Source organism: Amycolatopsis sp. NPDC114503, from assembly GCF_055633655.1.
Genome location: NZ_JBVKDT010000003.1, coordinates 958,873 through 977,432, shown reverse-complemented (window position 1 = coordinate 977,432; position 18,560 = coordinate 958,873). Strand labels below are relative to the sequence as shown.

Annotated in this window: 14 protein-coding genes and 1 pseudogene; 10 read left to right on the top strand and 5 right to left on the bottom strand. The window is 69.7% G+C overall.

Going from position 1 to position 18,560, the window contains the following annotated elements:
* The first annotated feature begins 7 nt into the window (after positions 1-7).
* Both ACZ7OI_RS17015 and ACZ7OI_RS17010 read left to right on the top strand, forming a co-directional pair.
* Entirely contained in the window at positions 8-751 is a 744-nt protein-coding gene (locus ACZ7OI_RS17015) for a 5-formyltetrahydrofolate cyclo-ligase (protein ID WP_470265134.1), read from the top strand.
* Positions 752-1,299: 548 nt separating this feature from the next.
* Positions 1,300-2,622: a helix-turn-helix domain-containing protein gene (locus tag ACZ7OI_RS17010; protein ID WP_470265133.1), complete on the top strand. Its 1,323-nt coding sequence runs from the start codon at positions 1,300-1,302 to the stop codon at positions 2,620-2,622.
* 11 nt (positions 2,623-2,633) lie between these two features.
* Here ACZ7OI_RS17010 and ACZ7OI_RS17005 read toward each other — a convergent pair whose 3' ends face one another.
* The gene (locus ACZ7OI_RS17005) at positions 2,634-3,281 is read right to left on the bottom strand and encodes an HAD family hydrolase (RefSeq protein ID WP_470265179.1); all 648 of its coding nucleotides are present in this window, start codon (positions 3,279-3,281) and stop codon (positions 2,634-2,636) included.
* Between the two features lie 510 nt (positions 3,282-3,791).
* On the opposite strand from ACZ7OI_RS17005, the gene ACZ7OI_RS17000 reads away from it, so the two are divergent.
* The gene (locus tag ACZ7OI_RS17000; RefSeq protein ID WP_470265132.1) at positions 3,792-4,634 is read left to right on the top strand and encodes an alpha/beta hydrolase; all 843 of its coding nucleotides are present in this window, start codon (positions 3,792-3,794) and stop codon (positions 4,632-4,634) included.
* A gap of 29 nt (positions 4,635-4,663) precedes the next feature.
* On the opposite strand, the gene ACZ7OI_RS16995 is transcribed toward ACZ7OI_RS17000, so the two are convergent.
* Positions 4,664-5,659, bottom strand: coding sequence for a hypothetical protein (locus ACZ7OI_RS16995; RefSeq protein WP_470265183.1), 996 nt, complete (start codon positions 5,657-5,659; stop codon positions 4,664-4,666).
* Between the two features lie 264 nt (positions 5,660-5,923).
* A pseudogene (locus ACZ7OI_RS16990) lies at positions 5,924-6,106 on the bottom strand (helix-turn-helix domain-containing protein); the annotation flags it as partial.
* A gap of 344 nt (positions 6,107-6,450) precedes the next feature.
* Between ACZ7OI_RS16990 and ACZ7OI_RS16985 the strand changes: the two are divergent.
* The 7 genes from ACZ7OI_RS16985 (at position 6,451) to ACZ7OI_RS16955 (ending at position 15,021) form a co-directional block, all read left to right on the top strand.
* Positions 6,451-6,771 (top strand): hypothetical protein, encoded by a 321-nt coding sequence (locus tag ACZ7OI_RS16985; protein ID WP_470265131.1) that lies wholly within the window; start codon positions 6,451-6,453, stop codon positions 6,769-6,771.
* A 489-nt stretch (positions 6,772-7,260) separates the two neighbouring features.
* Complete coding sequence (gene fxlM, locus ACZ7OI_RS16980) at positions 7,261-8,472, top strand: methyltransferase, FxLD system (protein ID WP_470265130.1); 1,212 nt, start codon at positions 7,261-7,263, stop codon at positions 8,470-8,472.
* Positions 8,473-8,555: 83 nt separating this feature from the next.
* A complete protein-coding gene (locus ACZ7OI_RS16975; protein WP_470265129.1) occupies positions 8,556-8,693 on the top strand; it encodes a hypothetical protein in 138 nt (45 codons plus the stop codon).
* A 78-nt stretch (positions 8,694-8,771) separates the two neighbouring features.
* Positions 8,772-11,582, top strand: a complete 2,811-nt coding sequence (locus tag ACZ7OI_RS16970; RefSeq protein WP_470265128.1) for a lantibiotic dehydratase — start codon at positions 8,772-8,774, stop codon at positions 11,580-11,582.
* Positions 11,579-12,676, top strand: a complete 1,098-nt coding sequence (locus ACZ7OI_RS16965) for a lanthionine synthetase C family protein (protein WP_470265127.1) — start codon at positions 11,579-11,581, stop codon at positions 12,674-12,676. Before ACZ7OI_RS16970 ends, ACZ7OI_RS16965 begins: the two co-directional genes overlap by 4 nt.
* 14 nt (positions 12,677-12,690) lie before the next feature.
* Positions 12,691-13,527, top strand: coding sequence for a thiopeptide-type bacteriocin biosynthesis protein (locus tag ACZ7OI_RS16960; protein ID WP_470265126.1), 837 nt, complete (start codon positions 12,691-12,693; stop codon positions 13,525-13,527).
* A 249-nt stretch (positions 13,528-13,776) separates the two neighbouring features.
* Complete coding sequence (locus tag ACZ7OI_RS16955; protein WP_470265125.1) at positions 13,777-15,021, top strand: IS110 family RNA-guided transposase; 1,245 nt, start codon at positions 13,777-13,779, stop codon at positions 15,019-15,021.
* Positions 15,022-15,162: 141 nt separating this feature from the next.
* Here the strand turns inward: ACZ7OI_RS16955 and ACZ7OI_RS16950 are convergent, their stop codons facing one another.
* Complete coding sequence (locus tag ACZ7OI_RS16950; protein ID WP_470265124.1) at positions 15,163-15,450, bottom strand: hypothetical protein; 288 nt, start codon at positions 15,448-15,450, stop codon at positions 15,163-15,165.
* Between the two features lie 1,403 nt (positions 15,451-16,853).
* Entirely contained in the window at positions 16,854-18,050 is a 1,197-nt protein-coding gene (locus tag ACZ7OI_RS16945; protein ID WP_470265123.1) for a hypothetical protein, read from the bottom strand.
* Positions 18,051-18,560: the final 510 nt, after the last annotated feature.

The following is an 18,560-nucleotide window of genomic DNA, read 5'->3' as shown; positions in this document are numbered from 1 at the left end:
CGGAGACATGCAAATCGAGGAAGAGAAGCGCGCTGCCCGCGAGCGTGTCTGGGCGCTGCTCGACACCGCGGCAGTTGACCCGCAGGGCAGGAGCGCGGTCGGGAGGATTCCCTCCTTCGTGGGAGCAGAGATCGCTGCTCAACGTCTGGCCGCGCTAGAGGCCTGGCGGGAAGCGCGGGTAGTGAAATGCAACCCGGATCGAGCCCAGTTGCCGGTCCGTGAGACAGCCCTGCGGGACGGAAAAACCGTCTACATGGCCGTGCCCGCGATGGCCAAACCAGAACCGTTCTACGAACTAGACCCGGCCAAGGTCAGCCTCGACGCAGCACGAAGCAAATACGCCGCAGACGCCGCTCCGACCGTCGGCCCGGGACAGATGAAGCCGGTAGACCTCGTCGTCTGCGGCACAGTCGCCGTCGACCGACGGGGCGTGCGAGTCGGAAAAGGAGCCGGCTACTCAGACCTGGAGGTTGCCCTCCTGATCGAGGCCGGTCTGATCGGGCCGCAGACGACCATCGTCACCACGGTCCACCAACTCCAAGTCGTGGATACCGATCTCCCTGAAACCGACCACGACTTCAGCGTCGACCTCATCGTGACCCCCGAACAGACCATTTACTGTGATGCACGCCGTCGGCCCACTGGCATCTCGTGGTCGCACCTGAGTCGCGAAAAGATCCGGGCCATCCCGGCGCTGTCTGCGCGTACTGAAGCGCAGCGGCTGGGTGACCGAGCCGGGGACAAGCCCTGATCGAAACGCGCAATCGGCTGGCACCAGGTATGGCGGGCCGATCGCGCGGAATCCTGTGCCGCGTCGCACTGGTGCTTCGACCTGGGCAATCAGCGGACCGCGTCCCCCAGACTCAGCCGATCATGCCTGTGACGGACGGCCCGCGCTCACAGCCCCGAGGCCTCGGCGCAGGCCGACGCGCGCGGCAGCAGTCCCTGCGGGAAGGACGGCCGGCGCTGTGCTCGGGGACGGACTCAAATGCCGCAGCGAACGCATCGGGACTCGTGCCTGGACCTATCTGCGATAGGTCGACGGTGGGAGCAAAGGAGGCCGCAGCGCTCGGAAGCCCGGCCTGAGAGTCTCCGAGCCCGGCGTCGGCCGGAGGAATCGGACGCATCAGTTCAGAGGCTGGTGCCGTGGTATTCCCCGAGATCGGACGAACCCGGGGCTGCTGCGGTAGCTCCGGGCGGGAACGGCCCCGGAGGAACGGCAAGAAACCGGCAAGGTGAGTTGCGCTTGTAATCTTTACCTGCGGTAATGTCGCGTATCCGAGGCGTGGGGAGGCGGCCGTGGAAGACAACGAATCGGAGATGGCTCACGCGCGCGCGAAAGCGGGCCTGACCCAAGAGGATCTCGCCCGCTTGCTGTCGGCGGATGTGAAGAGCGTCAGGAACTGGGAATCGGGCCGCAACAAACCGCAGCCCGGGCGGCGTCACGAGCTTGCCGAGCATCTGAGCGTTTCGCTGGCGGAACTCGAGGAACTCATCCGCAGGACAGCCGCCTCGAGAACCGCTCCGAGGCCGAAGCCGCCTGGTTCCCGTGCCGGCCACTCGCAAGCCGGTCAGCTCGCGGCGGAAACGCTGGCCCTGGAAACCGCCTGCGGACAGGCACATTACCGTCCGGCCGTGCTGCACACGCCGGAAGCAGCTGATATCCGCGCTCGGATCCCGGTCCTGCGCCGGGTTTTGGACTCCCACGACATCCCTGAGGACGGCCCAGTCCGGCCCGTCGACGAACTGGGCTCTCTCGTGGCGGCAACCGTCGACAAACGGCTTCAATCCGACTATCGAGTCCTTGCTGCCGAGGTTCCGCTGCTTCTGTCTGAATTGCATCGCGGATTCCTGGACTGCACGAGGTCCGAAAGGAGTCGCTTCGCGCGCCTGCTCTTCCAGGTTTACCGCGCAGCCGATGCCGTGGCGGACAAGTACGGATACTACGATTTGTCCGCGCGCATCATCGGCCTGTTGAACACAGCGGCAGCCGATGCCGAAGACGAACTGCTGGAAGGAAGCGCTTCCTACGTGCGGGCAGAAACATTCTTCGCTTCAGAAGACCTCAGTGCCGGCCGGCGGATGCTTGAACGGGCCGCCGACCGGATCGACCTCGCGGCTTCCGAAACTGCGGCGGCAACGTACGGGGCATTGCACATGCGCGCCGCAGTGATGGCAGGTCGCGCGGGCGAGAGCCTCCGAGCACGCGACCATATCGAGGAAGCTCAGGAAGCCGCGCGACGCGTGAACGAGGGAATCCACCTCGGAACGGCATTCGGGTCGGCGTCTGTGCGTATCCACCATTTCTCTCTCGCGGCGGAGACCTGTGACATCAGCGCTGCCTTCCGCCTGGCGGCCGGGTGGCGGCCAGATGCGAATATGCCAGCCGAACGGCGGTCGCATTTCTACATCGACCTCGCGCGCGTTCACAACTTGGCGGACGAACGCGACAACACGATCGATGCCTTGCGCGCAGCTTTGCGGATCGCGCCGGAGCACGTACGAGCCCACCCCCAAGTCGGGGGAATGGTCGAGCAATTGCGTCGAGCGACTCCGGGCGCGTCGAACGATGCGATGAACAGCCTCGACCGCGAACTCTTTTCCGGAGTTCCGGATCGCTGACGGCGAGGAACTCAGCGTTCGCTGCTGAGGAGATCGGGCAGTTCGGCGAGGCTTTCAAGCGTCCAGGCAGCGTTGCGAACGACGACGGGGTCGTCCGCCCACAGGTAGCCCCAGGGGCCGCGGCGAATCAGCGCCGGCCTCAGTCCAGCCGCCTGTGCGGGCACGATGTCGTTGTCTCGGTGATCGCCGACGTAAACGATCTCCCGGGGCTCGCCGGGGGCGAAGTCGACGACTTTTTCGAAGAACGCAGGGTCAGGCTTGGCGGTGTTCCACTCGCCCGACGTCGCAATGGCGTCCACCGGTAGGGCCAGTTCGCGCAGAAGCCGCGCCGCTTTCGCGGTCTGGTTTCCCGCGATGCCGACCCAGAACCCGGCGTTCCGCAGCGCCGAGAGCGCCGGGCGCACGTCGGGGTAGAGATCGGACTCCTCGATCTGCTCACCGCGCCCGGCGGCTTCTCGGCGCCGGCGTTCGGCGTCCAGGTCGAAGCCGGGCCGGAAAATCTGGAACGTCTCCGCGTTGTTTCTGCCGCTCGAGGTCACCGCGCCCAGGACTGCCGAGAACGTGTGCCGCTTGACTCCGATCCAGTCCGCCCACGCGCCGAACTCTCGCGAGTCGTCGAGCAAAGTCTCGCCGACATCGAACACTACCGACCGAATCACGCTGCTCCCGATGTCTCTTCCTGCATGGCCCCCCGCACCGTAGCCGACGAAATCTTCCCGCAACCACCTCCCACGCGTCGGTGCCTGCGGCGCGCAGGACGTTCGTCATGCGGTGAGGAGGTCAATGGGCTCGTGTCGGCTCGGAGCTCGGGCTCCTCCGTCAGCGTCTTGCGTGGTTGATCACGATGTTGAGCACGGACCAGCGCGTTCTCAATCGCTTGGCAGGAAGCTCTTCTTGAGGCCCATGAGAATCGCCCAGGGTCGTTGCCCGAGTAAGTAAGCGGGATTGTCGGATGGCACGCTTGCACGGACGCTGCTGAGCGTCGCATCGTGGTCTCGGAAGCGGAGGAATGTTCGGGTGAATGCTGGCTATGCCGGTGCCGGCGACGGGCATGCGGTTCGGCTGCGGGCTCGCACCGGGGACTCGGACAAGACGCGCGTCCGGCCAGCCCAGTCCCCAGCTGCGTTCCGCCGCTGTCGGCGGGTGCGAATCTGGCACACTGTGCCTCGATGACGACTTCGGGAGTGTCCATGTCTCGCGACGGTTTTCCGACGGTGCGTACACCGGACGGGCTGCGCCTGGCCAGTACGTTGACTGAACCTGACAGCGAGCCCTGCGGTGTCGTCCTGCTTCTCCACGGTTCGAGCGTGACCCGTGAGGAGGGCGGGTTCTTCACTCGTCTCGCCGCTGGTCTGGCCGAGGGCGACGTGGCTTCGCTCCGGCTGGATCTGCCCGGGCACGGCGAGAGCGAGGGACGGCAGGAGGACCTGTCCTTGTCGGCATTGCTGAACGTGATCCGGGCCGGACTCGAGTCCGGCGCCGCGGCGGTGCCGGATGTGCCTGTTTCGCTTCTGGGGACCAGTTTCTCCGGCGGGGCGGCCGCCTATTATGCCGCGAAACGTCCGGGCGAGATTGACCGGCTGGTGCTGTTCAACCCGCTGATCGACTACCGCCGGCGGTACATCGACGACAAGCCTGCCTGGTCCGAGGCGGGCTACCTCAGCGACAAGGGCGCGGCCGCGCTCAACGCATCCGGCGGTGTCGGCCACGGAAGCGGGTTCGTTCTCGGCCGGGCGCTGCTCAACGATGCGTTCTGGTTCGAGGCCCGGGAGAACCTGCCGCTCATCCAGGCTCCCACGCTGATCGTGCACGGCACCGAGGACACCTTCATCCCGGTGGAGTGGTCGCGTGCTGCGGATCGCGAGCTGAGGTGTGAGCACCGGCTGCTGGAACTGGAGGGCGCGCAGCACGGCTTCGCTGTTCACGACGATCCGGCATACGCGGATCCGCGGAGCCAGGCATGGCAGGCGCAGGTGATCCGCGAGACGCGGGAGTGGCTCACGGCGGAATAGCGTCTTGGGGGCCGTCCTGCCCGCGCGTCTTACACGCTTATCGTCGCGCACAATTCCCGTACGGCCGGCCGGTTGTGCCACGGCCGCAGCACGTCCACAACCCGGACGAGTTCCTCGCGGGTGCGCCGTGAGTTCGTTTCGGCGGCCCTGTTCGCGGAGACCAATCCCGTCGCGGCGGCGTGGTCCGGTTCGCCGGACAGCGCGAGCGACGCCGTCATCCAGGACAGGAAGAACCCGTAGTCGCGCGGCGAGAACCGGCTTTCGATCAGGGCCTTCTCGAACAGTTCGACCGCTCGCCGGGGCTGTCCGGCTTCGGTGTAGCAGACCGCGGTCTGCATGGTCAGCAGCGTGGCGTTGTAGTGCGCGCCGAGCGCCGAGCCGTCGTCCCCGTCGTCGTCGAGCAGCTGCCAGGCGTCGTCCAGCTTGCGGCTCACCGTTGTCGCGGAGGCGCCGAGCATGGCGTCGGCTCGTGCTTCTTGCTGGGCGGCTTCGGCCTGAACGCGTTTCGGCAGGGCTCCGGTGCTGCGGCGCGCCGCCTGCGCCAGGATGAGCATCCGTGTGGGATCGCGTTCGTCGTAGGCGAGCTGAGCCTTCTTGACCAGGACGTAGCCCTGCATCGCGCCGTCCCCTGCGGCTTGCGCCCACTCCATGGCCCGGTCGTGCCAGTACAGGGCCCGCGCCATGTCGCGATTGTCCCGGTAGAGCCATCCCGCGAATTCCGCGCCTTCGGCGCCCAGCCGGAGAAGGCCGGGCCGGATGTCCGGCTTGACCTCCCGAACATGCTCGTCGACGGCTCCGAGAAGCCCCAGTACGGCCTGCAGCTTTGTGGTCGGGCCGAGCGCCCCGTCCTCGGCTTTGCAGGCATCCAGTTGCTGGCGGAAATAGCGGATTACCGAGCCGTCCAGATAGCGGCGAGCGTCGTCGAGCGCGATCGCGACGTGCTGCGCCTGGTCCGGTGCGAGCGCGGGCAACACGGCGGCGGCGAGCCCGTGTTTGAAGAGGGACCGGCGATTCAGCGGGCTCATGGCATCCCGTTCTGCAGCCGACGCTGCGTGGGGTGTCGTCTCACCGCTTCGTGAGCTGACAGCGGACGTGCGGTGGCCGAGAGCGCTCGCCGCAACGGCGGTGCCGTCGTGACAGGGCACCGCGTGTTTCCCGTTCACGATAACGGGAAACACGATCCCGGGCGCGCCGCCCGGGACAGCCGAGGCAGCGTGCGGTGCCGGATTCGGCGCTTCGGCTGGGACGGTCGTGGCCGCCGCGGTGCCTTCCCGCAGGAGTTCCTCCAACCGTGCATCCGTGATGCGCAGGCGTGCCGCGAGCCGGCGGCGTCGGGCAGGGTGCGGCTCGGAGCAGCCTGATTCCCAGGCCCTGACGCTCTTTTCGCTCACCCCCATCAGCTCGGCGAGCTTTTCTTGCGTCAGGTTCGCCGCTTTCCTCGCCCGGCGAAATCCTTCTCGGCGCCTGCCCACGGCCGTCTCCCCTCCGCCACTGCCCGAGGTCGTCACGTTACCGCAGGTCACCGCATTGTTGGCAAGACACGGTCACCCGGTTCCGCTTCCGATTCGCTTCCGGTCCCTTCCGGTCCCTTCCGGTTCACTGGCTGGTCCTGTCCGATCCCCGGCTCCAAGGTTGTCAGTGTGAAACCCCGGCAGACGCCAGCACCGCAGCCTCCCCGGATTGCATCTGCCCGGGCTCCGGCCCGCGGCCGGAAAACGGCTGCGACCGGCACAGCCGGCCGGGAGGCCGCCGGGGCGGCAGGGCCGGAACCCCCTTGTCCTGGGGAGAATCCGCGTTCGGAACTGGGGTGCATTGCATGACTGCCGCAATCACGCTCGGCGAAGCGGTTCGACCGGGCCAACCGGCTGTGGTCGTGGCGTGCTGCCTGCTCGCGTTGCTGGTGCTGGTCTCGCTGTGGCTGCGACGAGCCCGGCGGCCGATCCCTGCTCCGCGCGGGCGACCGACCGTAGACGACATCCAGGCACGATTGGACGCCGAGAAGGCGCGGCAGGACCACGCGGTCCAAACCGCGATCCAGGCGGCACGGCTGACGGACTTCCGCAGCAGCGCCGAACAAACAGCCTCGGAGCGTGCCAGGGAAGCCGCTGCGACGATCCCGGGGACGCGACAGCCGTGACCCCGCGGACGGAGGCCACCCTGCCCCGCGGGTCCCTGCCCGGCGCGGATCGGTTCCTGCGCTGCCTTCTCGCCGGGGACTGGGCCCGGCGGCCAGGTCCGCAGGAGAGCGACGGCGCGTTCGGCGTTGTCGCGCAACGGGATCGTGAGGCGAGCGTAGTCGCCGGGCCTGAGCCGCAGCCGCGTCCGCGCGGTGGCCTGCGGCTGCGAGAACAGGCGGCAGAGCTGCCGAACTGCCGGGCGAGCTCCGCCCGGTCTCCCTCTGCGACCACGGGCGCGGCAGCGAGCGCACCGCCGCCTTTCACTGACCGACGTCCTCGAACACCGTGCCGCTGGCGACGAGCAGAAGACCGAGCGGCACGTGCGCCGGCCCGTGAAGCCGTCCGCCCACCGTGTCGGGATCACAGCGCGGTAGACGCGCCCGGCATACTGAAAATCGCTGCCTGTCGACGATTGACGACTCTGCATAAGCCTAGGAGGCGCGCATCTCTTGAACGCAGAAACCACTACGAGGGCACAGGAACTCCGCAACGTCCTGGTCGACAAGCTCGTGGAGGGACGTGCGCGGCGAGGTCTCGCACTGCCCGCTGACATAGAACGCGCGCTGCGGACCGTGCCGCGCGAACTGTTCGTCCCCGGGATCTCCTTGGAGGAGGCGTACGCGAACACCGCGGTGGTCACCAAGCGGCGCGAGGACGGCGTGAACATCAGCTCGGTGTCCGCGCCTCATCTGATCGCGGACATGCTCGGGCAGGCGACCGGGCGCCACATCCTCGAGATCGGCAGCGGCGGGTACAACGCGGCGCTGCTGCGCGAGATCGCCGGTCCGAACGGGTCGGTCACCACCGTCGACATCGACCCGGACGTCACCGACCGGGCACGTGCCTGCCTGGATGCGGCGGGCTACGCCGATGTCGACGTCGTGTGCGCCGACGCCGAGTTCGAGATCAGGCCCGGCCGCCGCTACGACTTGATCATCGTGACGGTCGGGGCGTGGGACATTCCTCCCGCCTGGTTCAGCCAGCTGACCGACGACGGCATCCTCGTGGTCCCGCTGCGCACCCTGGGGATGACCCGCTCCTGGGCGCTGCAGCGAACCGGGGGTCGCCTGGTCAGCCTCAGCAACCTCTCGTGCGGATTTGTCCCGATGCAGGGCGCAGGAGCCAGCACAGGCCGGGAGATCCCCCTCGGAGACGGCGTCAACCTGTGGCTGACCGAGGAACACCAGGACATCGACGGCGCCGCGCTCCAGGGCGTGTTCTCCCTGGAGCGCTACGAAGTTTCTTCTGGCGTGATCGTCCCCTCCGGCCGGCGCTCCGCTGATCTCGACCTCTGGCTCGCGAGCCACATGCCCGGATTCGCCGTCATGATCGCCCAGACCCGCGCCGTCGACAGCGGCCTGGTCGACCCCTCGTGGCAGTACGGGACTCCTGCGTCGGTTCACGGCGCGGCGCTGGCCTACCGGGGGCGGCTCCGCCAGGTCGCCGACGGCGAGTTCGAGTACGCGGCGTACGCCCACGGCCCCGACAGGGCACGGGCCGCCGAGGAGATGGCAGATCAGATCCGGGCGTGGGATCGCGCCGGCCGCCCCGCTCCGACCCTGCACGTCCTCCCGATCGACACACCCGACACCGATCTCCCGGAAGGACTGGTGCTGAACAAGCGCCACAGCCGTGTGGCGTTCACATGGCCTGCGCAGTAGCCGGCCCGCCGGGGAACATCTCCTTCCTGCCGACGGAGCCATGGAAGGGGAGCCAGGAATCGTTCCGGAGAAAGGAAGTTCTGATGGACCCCTCGGAGTTCCGCCTCAACGTGCGACTCGTCGACGGCGGCACCGAACCCGCGACCGGGTCGGAGGACTGCACGTCGGACGGCTGTGGCGACGGGGACACGGGCAGCGACGCCTGCACGACCAACGGCTGACAGCCAGGCGCTGGTGCGGCCCGGTCTTGCACCGCACGGCCGGGCCGCACCCTCTAGGCGGGGAAGGCGGCGGCGCAGGTGCGCACGTTTGAGGCCGTGGACGCGGCACTGATCAGGGTCACGACGTTCCCGGCCGACCTGGAGTTGCCGGCGTGGCCGGACTTGGCCGGGGACGATGTGGCCGGCTGGCACGACTGGCTGCGGCACGCGTGGAGTGTGCCCGGGTTCGCCGACGCGGTGAGGATCGCCTCGGCCGAGCTGGCAACTCGGGCGGAACGGACGATCGCCGAGCCACAGCCCGGGCGCGAGACGGTGCGCCGCACGCGGCGGCTGGTCGAGACGGTGGCGCGGTACCTGCTGCGCTGGACCAGCCGAGCGACGCCCTTCGGCCTGTTCGCGGGTGTGGCGCCCGTGCACCTCGGCGCTCGCGCATCGGTGCGGTGGAGCGGAGAGCACCAGACGGTGCTGCGGCCGGATGGCGCGTTCGTGGACGACCAGGTCGAGCGGATCGAGCAGCTGGAGACGCTGCGGACCGTCGACGTCGTGACGAACAGTCTCGGGTTCGCCCGCGGCCGCTCGTGGATAGTCCCGGGCGCCGGTGCCGACGATCGCCCAGGCACGGGAGACCGCCTGTGGGACCTCGACGTTGAGCTGACCGGGCCCGTGCGCCTGGCCGTGGAGATCGCGCGGCGGCCGATCCCCTTCAGCGACCTGGCCGCCACACTGGCCGCCGAGGCCCCCGCCGTCGACCTCGCGGTGATCGAGACGCTGCTGGCACGGCTGGTAACCCGCCGTGTGCTGCTCTCAGCCCTCCGCCCGCCGATGACCGTGACCGATCCTGCGGCCCACCTCGCCGGCTACGGAGACCTTCCCGACCGGGCCGGACAGGCGGCGGCCGATGTGCGGGTCGGCTGCTCGGTGACCTTGCCCGCCGCGGTCCTGCGCGAAGCAGAACAAGCCGCGGCGGCGCTCACGCTCATCGCGCCGCACATGCCCTGGTGGCAGTCCTATCACCAGGCTTTCCTCGAACGCTACGGGCCGGGCGCCGTCGTTCCCGTGCGCGATCTGGTCAGCCGGTCCGGACTGGGTTACCCCGCCGGGTTCCGGGGATCGCATCGGCGCGAAACGCGGACACTGACCTCCCGCGACACGACCCTCGCGATCCTCGCCCAGCAGGCCGCCCTCGAAGGCGGCAACGAGGTTCTCCTCGATGACGACCTCATCGCCCGCCTGACGACCGGGCAGCGGACCCCGGCCCCGCACACCGAACTCAGGTTCGGCCTGGCGGCGAGGTCTCTCGCCGACCTCGATCGCGGCGACTTCACGCTCGCGGTCGTCAGCGGGGCCCGGCACGCCGGAGTCACCGTCGGCCGCTTCCTGCACCTGCTCGACGACACCGAGCGGGAGCGGTTCGAGCACGCCTACACGGCACTGCCGACCATGACGCCCGAAGCCAGGGCGGTGCAGGTTTCCGGGCCGCCGCTGGCCCGCAGGATGACCGCCGTCGCCAGGGTGCCCGGACTCCTGCCCGTCCTGCCAGTGGGGGAGTACCAGCGGTCTCCCGGCATCACGGTGGACGACCTCGCCGTGACCGGCGATGCGCGACGCCTGTGGCTCGTCTCCCTGTCCGACGCCCGCGCTGTCGAGCCGATGCTGTTCAACGGCGTCAACCTCGCCGGCGGCCAGCAGCCCCTCGCACGGTTCCTCACGGAGATCTGGACTGCCTCTTGCGCACCCTGCCGCCCGTTCAGCTGGGGTCTCGTCGCCCGCGACCTGCCGTTCCTCCCGCGCATCCGCCGCGGCCGATCGATCCTGCACGCTGCCCGCTGGAGGATCGCGGCCTCCGCGTTGCCCGCCCCCGCCGAGCCTTTCGGCACGTGGCGGAAGGCATGGGAGAGCCTGCGGGAGACCTGCCGGATCCCGTCGGAGGTGCTTCTCGGCGCCGACGACGTGAGGATCCGCCTCGCCCTGGACGAACCCGCCCACCTGGCACTCCTGCGCAGCCACCTGCGCCGGCGGCAGGACGCGATCCTGACCGAAACCCACGGCCCGGCCGGCTGGATCGACGGCAGAGCCCACGAGATCGTCCTCACCCTCGCACGGACCTCGCCGCCCAGCGTGCCCAAACACCCGCGGTCGACGACGGTGCACAGCGCCGTCGAGCACCGGCCGGGCCTGTCGCCGTGGCTGTATGTCAAGGTTTTCGGCCGCATCGACGACATCCTCGCCCGGACGGCCGACCTCGACGCCGCCGTCGGGAACGGCTGGTGGTTCATCCGATGCCGCGAACCCGAACCCCACCTCCGGATGCGGATCCCGCTCCGCGACCCCAGCCGGTTCGGCGCCGCCGCCGAGCAGTTCGGCGCCTGGGCGGAGTCGCTCCGCGCCGACGGGCTGCTGCACGACTACACGATCAACACCTACCGGCCCGAAGCCCGCTTCGGCACCGGAGCGACGCTCGCCGCGGCCGAGGAGGTGTTCGCCGCCGACTCGCACGCGGTCGTGCGGCGCTTGCCCGGCGACCGGGCGATCGCCGCCGCGGCCGGGCTGATCAGCATCGCCAACGGGTTCGCCGGACACGGCCCTGGCTGGCTCATCGAGCACGTCGACCACCGCGGCGAGCCGCACGCGTCCGACCGGCCGGTCAGCGTGCATCGCGAACTCGTCATCCGTGCCCTCGACGCCGGCAGTGACGAGCGGCTCCGGCTGGCCCTGGCGGACTACCGCGCCCACGCCGAACGCGACGGCCTTGATCCGGACCGGATCCTGGCCGACCTCCTGCACCTGCACCACGTCCGAATCATCGGGGCGGACCTGGCGTCCGAGCGGCGCTGCCTGCGGCTGGCCCGCGCCACCGCGCTCACTCTGCTCGCGCGAGGCGCGTCGTGAAACCGGGGCAATCCCTCAGCGGCGGCGCCGCAGGGATCGCGCTCCTGCACATCGAGCAGGCCAGCACCGGTGCGGGAACGTGGGAGACGGCCAACGCGACCTTGAGCCACGCTGTTGCCGACGGGGTCAGCAGGGCGCACTCGGCCAGCCTCTGCCACGGCGCCCCGGCGCTGTCCTTCGTCCTGCACGGAGCCGCCGACCGACCCGGGTTCGCACGTGCCCGGGAAATCGTGGACACCGGTACTGCCCTGATCACCCGCGCGCGCCTGGACGCCGCCCACGCCCGCATCGACCGGCGCGGCCGACCGGCGCTGGACGAGTACGACCTCATCGGCGGTCTGACCGGCCTCGGCGTCGCGCTTCGCCGCAGCGGCGGCCACGATCTCCTGCGCTCCGTCCTGACCTACCTGGTGCGCCTGACCGAACCCGTGGACGGGCTTCCCGGCTGGTGGTGTCCAGCAGGTCCCGAACGCACCCGGCCCGGCCCCGCAGGCGGTCATTCCAACCACGGAATCGCCCACGGCATCACCGGCCCGCTCGCGCTCCTCGCACTCACCCACAACGACGGCATCACCGTCGACGGCCAGGCCGACGCGATGACGCGCATCTGCCGGTGGCTCGACAGCCGGGAACAGCGCCACGCCAGCGGCGGCGCCTGGTGGCCACCGGTCGTCACGCTCGCCGACCTCCAGCACCACACGAGCAGCCAATCAGGCCCGCGCCGGCCGTCATGGTGCTACGGCACCCCCGGCATCGCCCGAGCCCTCCAGCTCGCCGGCCGCGCGCTGCGCGACCGCTCCCGCCAACAGAGCGCCGAAGCCGCCTTCGCCACGTGCCTCAACGACCCAGCCCAACTGGACTCGCTCACCGACCGGAGCCTGTGCCACGGAACCGGCGGCTTGCTCGCGACCGCCCGCCGCATCGCCGCCGACGCCGCCAAGCCGATCGCCCTCACGTCGGTGCTGCAGCGACACCAGAACGCCACGGCCCCGACCGACGAGCCTGCGGGATTCCTCACCGGCGCGGCCGGCGCCACCCTCGCGACCATCGGAACCGCGGCGACCTCGTGGGACGCCTGCCTTCTGCTCCGCTGACCCGAAAGGCCATTGTGGACACGACCGCCTGGAAACAGCTGAACATCGCCTATCCCGGTGCCGGCGCCGCCGAACGGGAACGGCACGCCACCGAGCACCTGACCGGCATCCTCCCGGCCGCGGAAACCGGCGGGCTGATCACCGCCTGGTGGTTCATCCGGAAAGGCCCCTGGCGCGTGCGCTACCTTCTCGCCGGCCCGGACGGCGACCCGATCCACCCGAGACTCGCCGCAGGAGTCTCCTGGACCCGCGACATCTACGAGCCGGAAACCCATGCGTTCGGCGGCCCCGCCAGCATGGACCTGGCCCACCAGCTGTTCCACCGCGACAGCAGCCACCTGCTGCCGTTCCTCCGCGCAGGCGCCGACGACCGGCGGGAACGGTCTCTCCTCCTGTGCACCGCGCTCATGCGAGCCGCCGGGCTCGACATCAACGAGCAAGGCGACGTATGGGCACAGATCGCCGAACACCGCGCCGCAGTGGCTGTCGCACCTGTCGCCGCGGACGTGTGGAGCTCGTTCACCGACGACATCAACCGCATTCTCCGAGGCAGAGCCCGAACCGACGTGCTCGACCGCACCTGGCTCACCGCGTTCGAAGACGCGGGGCGGGCGCTGCGGACCCTCCGCGAGGAAGGCGCCCTCACTCGCGGATTGCGTGCCGTCACCGCACTTCACGTCATCTTCCACTGGAACCGGATAGGCCTTCCCGCGGCAACCCAGGCCGTTCTCGCCCGAGCGGGGAAAGAAGCCGTATTCGGCCGTCCAGTCGACGAGACCCGCCCGGAACGTCCGGCCTCAGCCGGATCCCGAGACAAGCCGCCCCCGATGCCGGACGGCACTGCGCCGTAGCCGAGAAGGCTCGCATCGGCTGCTCTCACAAGGACATCCCGAATTCCTGGTCCTGGAACGCACTAGGACAGTCCACACAGGACTGCCGGAGGCTCCGTACGCGGGTCGGCTCGCGCCCGGTATGGTCGGTCGTATCGGTTGATCATGCTGCGGACGGCTGGTTCGCATCGCGGTCCCGCGCACACGGCACTCGCCGCCGCGGCACCGCGATCCCGCCCCGTGCGGCGATTCCCAGACAAGGAACGACAGGTGACTCGGACACGGTGGTGGGCCGGCATCGACTGGTCGGAAGGACTGAACGACCTCGCTGTCGTCGACACGACCGGCGCCGTGGTTCGTCGCGCGCGGATACCGGAGACACCTGAAGGCGTGCAGGAGCTGCTGCAGGTGCTGCGCGGGCTGAGCAGCAGCCATCGCCACAGCCGTCGGCAGGTGCCAGTGGCGATCGAGACCGAGTCGAGCCTGCTGGTGGAGCAGCTGCGATCCGTGCGCCAGCCGGTGCACGTGATCCACCCGTCCATGGCGGCGCGCTACCGCGCCCGGCTCTCGCCCGCGAAGACGAAAAGCGACAAGAGCGACGCCGCGATGCTGGCCAATATGCTCCGCATCGACGGCGACCTGCACCGGCCGCTGCCGCAGTCCTCGGACCAGGCCCGCGCGGTCGGGGTGCTGGCCCGCGCGCACCGGGAAGCCTGCCGGGACAGGCGGTTCTACGGGAACCGGCTGCGGTCGGTGCTGCGCACCGTGCACCCGGGCGCGCTGACGGCCTGGGAAGACCTGCCCGACGGGTTTCTCCGTGCGGAGGCGCGCGCGGTGCTGGCCGCGGCCCCGACTCCCCGGGAGGCGGCGCGGCTGGACGCGGTCACGCTGTGCCGGATCCTGCGGGAGGCGGGACGGACCCGTCTGCGGATGCCGAGGGCGTTGCACCTGCAGTCGGTGTTCGCGCAACCGGTGCTGTTGCGGCCGCCGCGGGTGGAAGCCGCGATGGGAGCGAAGGTGATCGCGTGCCTGGGACAGCTGGATCAGGCGTGCGCGACCGTCGGCAGTCTCGCCGTGCAGCTGGAGGAGGCGTTCGCGCAGCATCCGCACGCAGGGATCTACGCGTCGTTTCCCGGGTGCGGCCCGGTCATCGGCGCGCGGCTGCTCGGGGAGATCGGGGACGATCCGCACCGGTTCAGGGACGGGCGGGCACTGCGGGCCTACGTCGGTGCCGCGCCGTTGACCTGGGCCTCGGGCAACAGCGCAGTGGTCACCCATCGCCACATCGCCAACCGCTGGCTCAAAGAAGCCGCGCACATGTGGGCCTTCGCTTCGCTGACGAAGAGCCCCGGCTGCCGGGCGCACTACGACCGGCGCCGCGCCGCGGGCGACAGGTACGCACCGGCGCTGCGGAACCTCTCCGGACGACTGCTGAGCTGCCTGCACCACTGCCTGAGCACCGGCCAGACCTACCGGGAGGAAACCGCCTTCGGCGCACGAAAACGCTCCGTGTGACACGAAACCCAAGCGATGGCCGGGCAGGAGCAGCCGGGGATCAGACGCCTCAGCCCATCCCGGGCCGCCGAGCCCTCAAGCGGGAACGGCGCCCCCGGCTGCTCCTGCCCGGCCATCGCAGTCCGGCGCGCGCCGGACAGATCAGCCCGCAGCCGGAAACGGATAGACGTCGTCAGGGATCCACGCCGGCGGATGCACCGCAGGCTCTCGCACGGTGCCCTTCTCTGCCTGCAACCGGGCGGCCCGAGCGCGCAGCGCGTCGTCGCGGATCTCGCAGACCTCGTGCGCGACGCTCGGGAACCGCGTCTTGTCCTCGCGCTCGCGGGCTCGCAGGGCGGCCAGATCGATCGGCACGGTTAGCGCATCACGGTCGATCTCGTCGCGCCAGCGCCTCAACAGTGCGAGAACCTCTCCGTGGACCGTGCTCATGCTCCTGATGTCGGAGGAGGTGCGTGTTTCGCTACATTCGACACGCCTCCTGACGCTGAGGTGAGCCGGAGTACGGCGAACGCGCGACGGAGCTGACTGTGCTGTCGGCGAATGCCACGACCGTCCTGTCCGCGCGTGACGGTTTCGCTGACAGCCAGGCAGGGCCGGCAGCCGGAAGACAGAGTTCGCTGGATCGACGCGTGGGCCGTTGTCGAAACACGCAGGAGGAAAGCCCCGGTCAGGGTTCCGAGGAGCCGAGCGGGCATGCGGCGGTCCCGTCGTCTGCCCCAGCCTCGGGCGGAGCATCGTTCAGTCAGCTGCGGAGCCGGGTGGCTTTTCGCTATAGTACCACAGGCTTTCACCGCACTTCGGACAAGACTCATGGCGTTTGGCATGGTCTTCGTCGGCGAGGGTGCCGGGTCGGATCTGTGCGATGTAGTGCGCCGAGCGGGCGCCGTGAGACCGGACCCGCCGGACCGGCGGCTGCTGGCTGGTCCACCCGACGTAATGGCTGATGGGTTTTGCCTCGGTGTCGATCGAGGACACGGTGACCGGCCGGCCGTAGCAAAGGATGTAGACATGCTCGGCGTGGTCGAGGCACTCGGCTGGGCAGCTGCCGGCGATGTCCGGGGCCCGGCCCGTCACGGACTGGCCGGCGGGTGGCAGGGATTGGTCATGGGAGAACCCTTCTGTGAGATGCCGCCGGGCGGGAGAGACCCGGCGCGGCCGTGTGGCCCGGGACTCCGCAGGACGCGACGGTCTTGAGGCGCTGGGAGTTCCGCAGGGTCGGAGGACCGCACAGGAACGCCCGGGTCGCGGTTGTCGCCGTCGAGGGCTTCCAAGCATGCGCACCGTTGTCCAAGGGCGCCAGCATCTTCCGGGCGGTCAACAGCGATCGGTAGAGCCCGGCCATCGCGTCCAGTGTCCGGGGGATCCGATCGCCCGGCACGTCCAGTGCGCGGAGAAATCCGTCCAGCGCCTGCTCCGGATCGACCGGGCAAAACGTCGCTCGCGGGTGCATTGGGCCCATCGCGTCCGGGACCCATTCCCGAGGCTCCGGCGATCGTGGAGATAGCCACAGCTGCCAGCCGGTTGGCCGGGTAGCCGTCCAGGAGCGCGTCGAGCGTCTTTGTTCTGCGTCTCGACCGGTGAAGTGCTCGATCCCTGTCGGCAACTGGCGTGGCGCGGGGAGCGTCGACGTTCGTACGGACAGCAGATCGGTTTGTTGCGGGCAAAGAACTGCGCTGTCGCACCGCAGCGGTTCCCGTCGACATGCGTGTGTGGGAGAGAAGGCCCGCCCGGCTCGAGGGGGGAGGTGCCGGGCGGGCCTTCCTCGACCGTACGGTTCAGGCTGCCTCTCGGTGCGGCGGCGGCCGGAATTCACTCGTCCGGACGCCGCGGGGCTACGCGGTCAGCGATGACGGGGATTCGCTCGTCCGGCTCGGTTCGAGTGGCTGCGGGTCCATGCGGAACCAGGCGAGCGCTGCAGCGTGGTGGTGTTGAAGGATGTGGGTGACGCGGGGCCGGAGCGCGGTGGGAACGGCGATGTCGTGCTTGCGCAGCGAGTCGAGCAAGCGGGTTTTGCTGGTGGCGTCGAGGTCGTCTCGGACGCGCAGTGCCTGGTGCAGCAGGTCGATGACCGCTGTGATGTCCGGGCGGTCGCGCCAGTGCTGCAAGGGGTCGTCGGCTCCGTGGGCGGCGCGCCAGGTGTTGACCGCCGCCCACAGGTCGGTGACCGAGTAGACCCAGGCTCCGCTGCGCTCGCGGGCGAGCTGGGGTGCTGCCTTTCCGAATGTGTCGTTCAGGGTGCGGGTGAGGCGGTTGCGCGTGGCGGCAGTCTGGCGGTGCTGTGCTTCGGCGTCGGCCTCGGCCAGCCGGGACCATCCCACGGTGTCTGCCGCCGCCCACTGCCGCAGGGCCAAGTCCTGGACCGCCAGCACGATCGCCGGCACCGCGGAATCGGAACCGGCGGGCTCGCGCTCGGGAACCGCGGGCATGTCGGGGGCAGCGTCCTGCGCGGAGTGCGCCGGGTCGCGGGCGTCGATCGGCGCGGCTTGTTCGGCGTCGGGCGGCGTGGCGCCGTTGTCGCTCAGGTGCGCGTCGACCCAGCGGACGAAGGCGAGCGGCGAATCGAAGCTGGCCCGGATGCGGGCCTGGATCGCGCGGATGTCGTGGCCGGACCGGAAGTCGCCGGGACCGGTCGCGCCGCATCCGCATCCGCAGGCCCGGTGCAGGAACGGAAGTTCTTCGGGCAGTTCGCAGTAGGCGACGGGGTTTTTCGACTCGTTGACCGTCGGGTCCGGCTTGCCGAAGCAAGCATCCCGCACGGGATGTCCGGCACCGAGAAGTTTGCCCTCCAGCACGGTGCGTCCGTCGACACTGGTGGTGCCGGTGAGTTCCGCGACCGCGCGCACCAGGCCTTCGCCGGTGACCAGCACGAAACGCTCGCGCGCCAGCCGGTCGCGGCTCATCCTCCACACGCCGCGGCCGGACGACCACGCTTCCGTTTCCGTCATGCGCGGGAAGTACCCGGCGTGTGGCCTGCCCAAGGGGTCGTCGGTACGAGTTTCGTAGGGGCCGAGCGCAACCCGGATCGCCATCGTCATCCCTCGTCACGCAGTCACTGGTTCTTGTCGGTCACAGCTCATCAGTTCGCATCCGGTTCTGGGAAGTCGGACTCGCGGCAGCCGTGCCCGGTTCATCCGTCTGTGTGAGCTGCTGCTGCGGCCGGGGCGGCGCACACGAGTCGGCCGACGATCGCTGCGGCGGCCAGGCTCGGCATTCGAACTCGTTGTGCCGGCCTCGCGATCATTCGGCGGGGCTTCTCTGCGTGGGGGCCGGCGGCACGTCGAGCGGCTGTCGCACTCGTGTCTCGCGAGATTCCACGCGCTCGACGTTGCCTGTGGTCACATGCCGGCACAACTTCCGAACGGGGGAATGCGGAATTCGGACGGCGGCGTGGCCTCGTGCTGATCGGCAGGCCGATCAGCACGAGGCTCGTTTACGGGCGGAGAGCGGTGCGCGGGCCGGGCGGTGCGGCAGTTCGCCGAGGGCCGGACCGCCACGGGCACCCCGAACGGGCTGCCGGACTGGGCGCCGGGAGCGGAGTA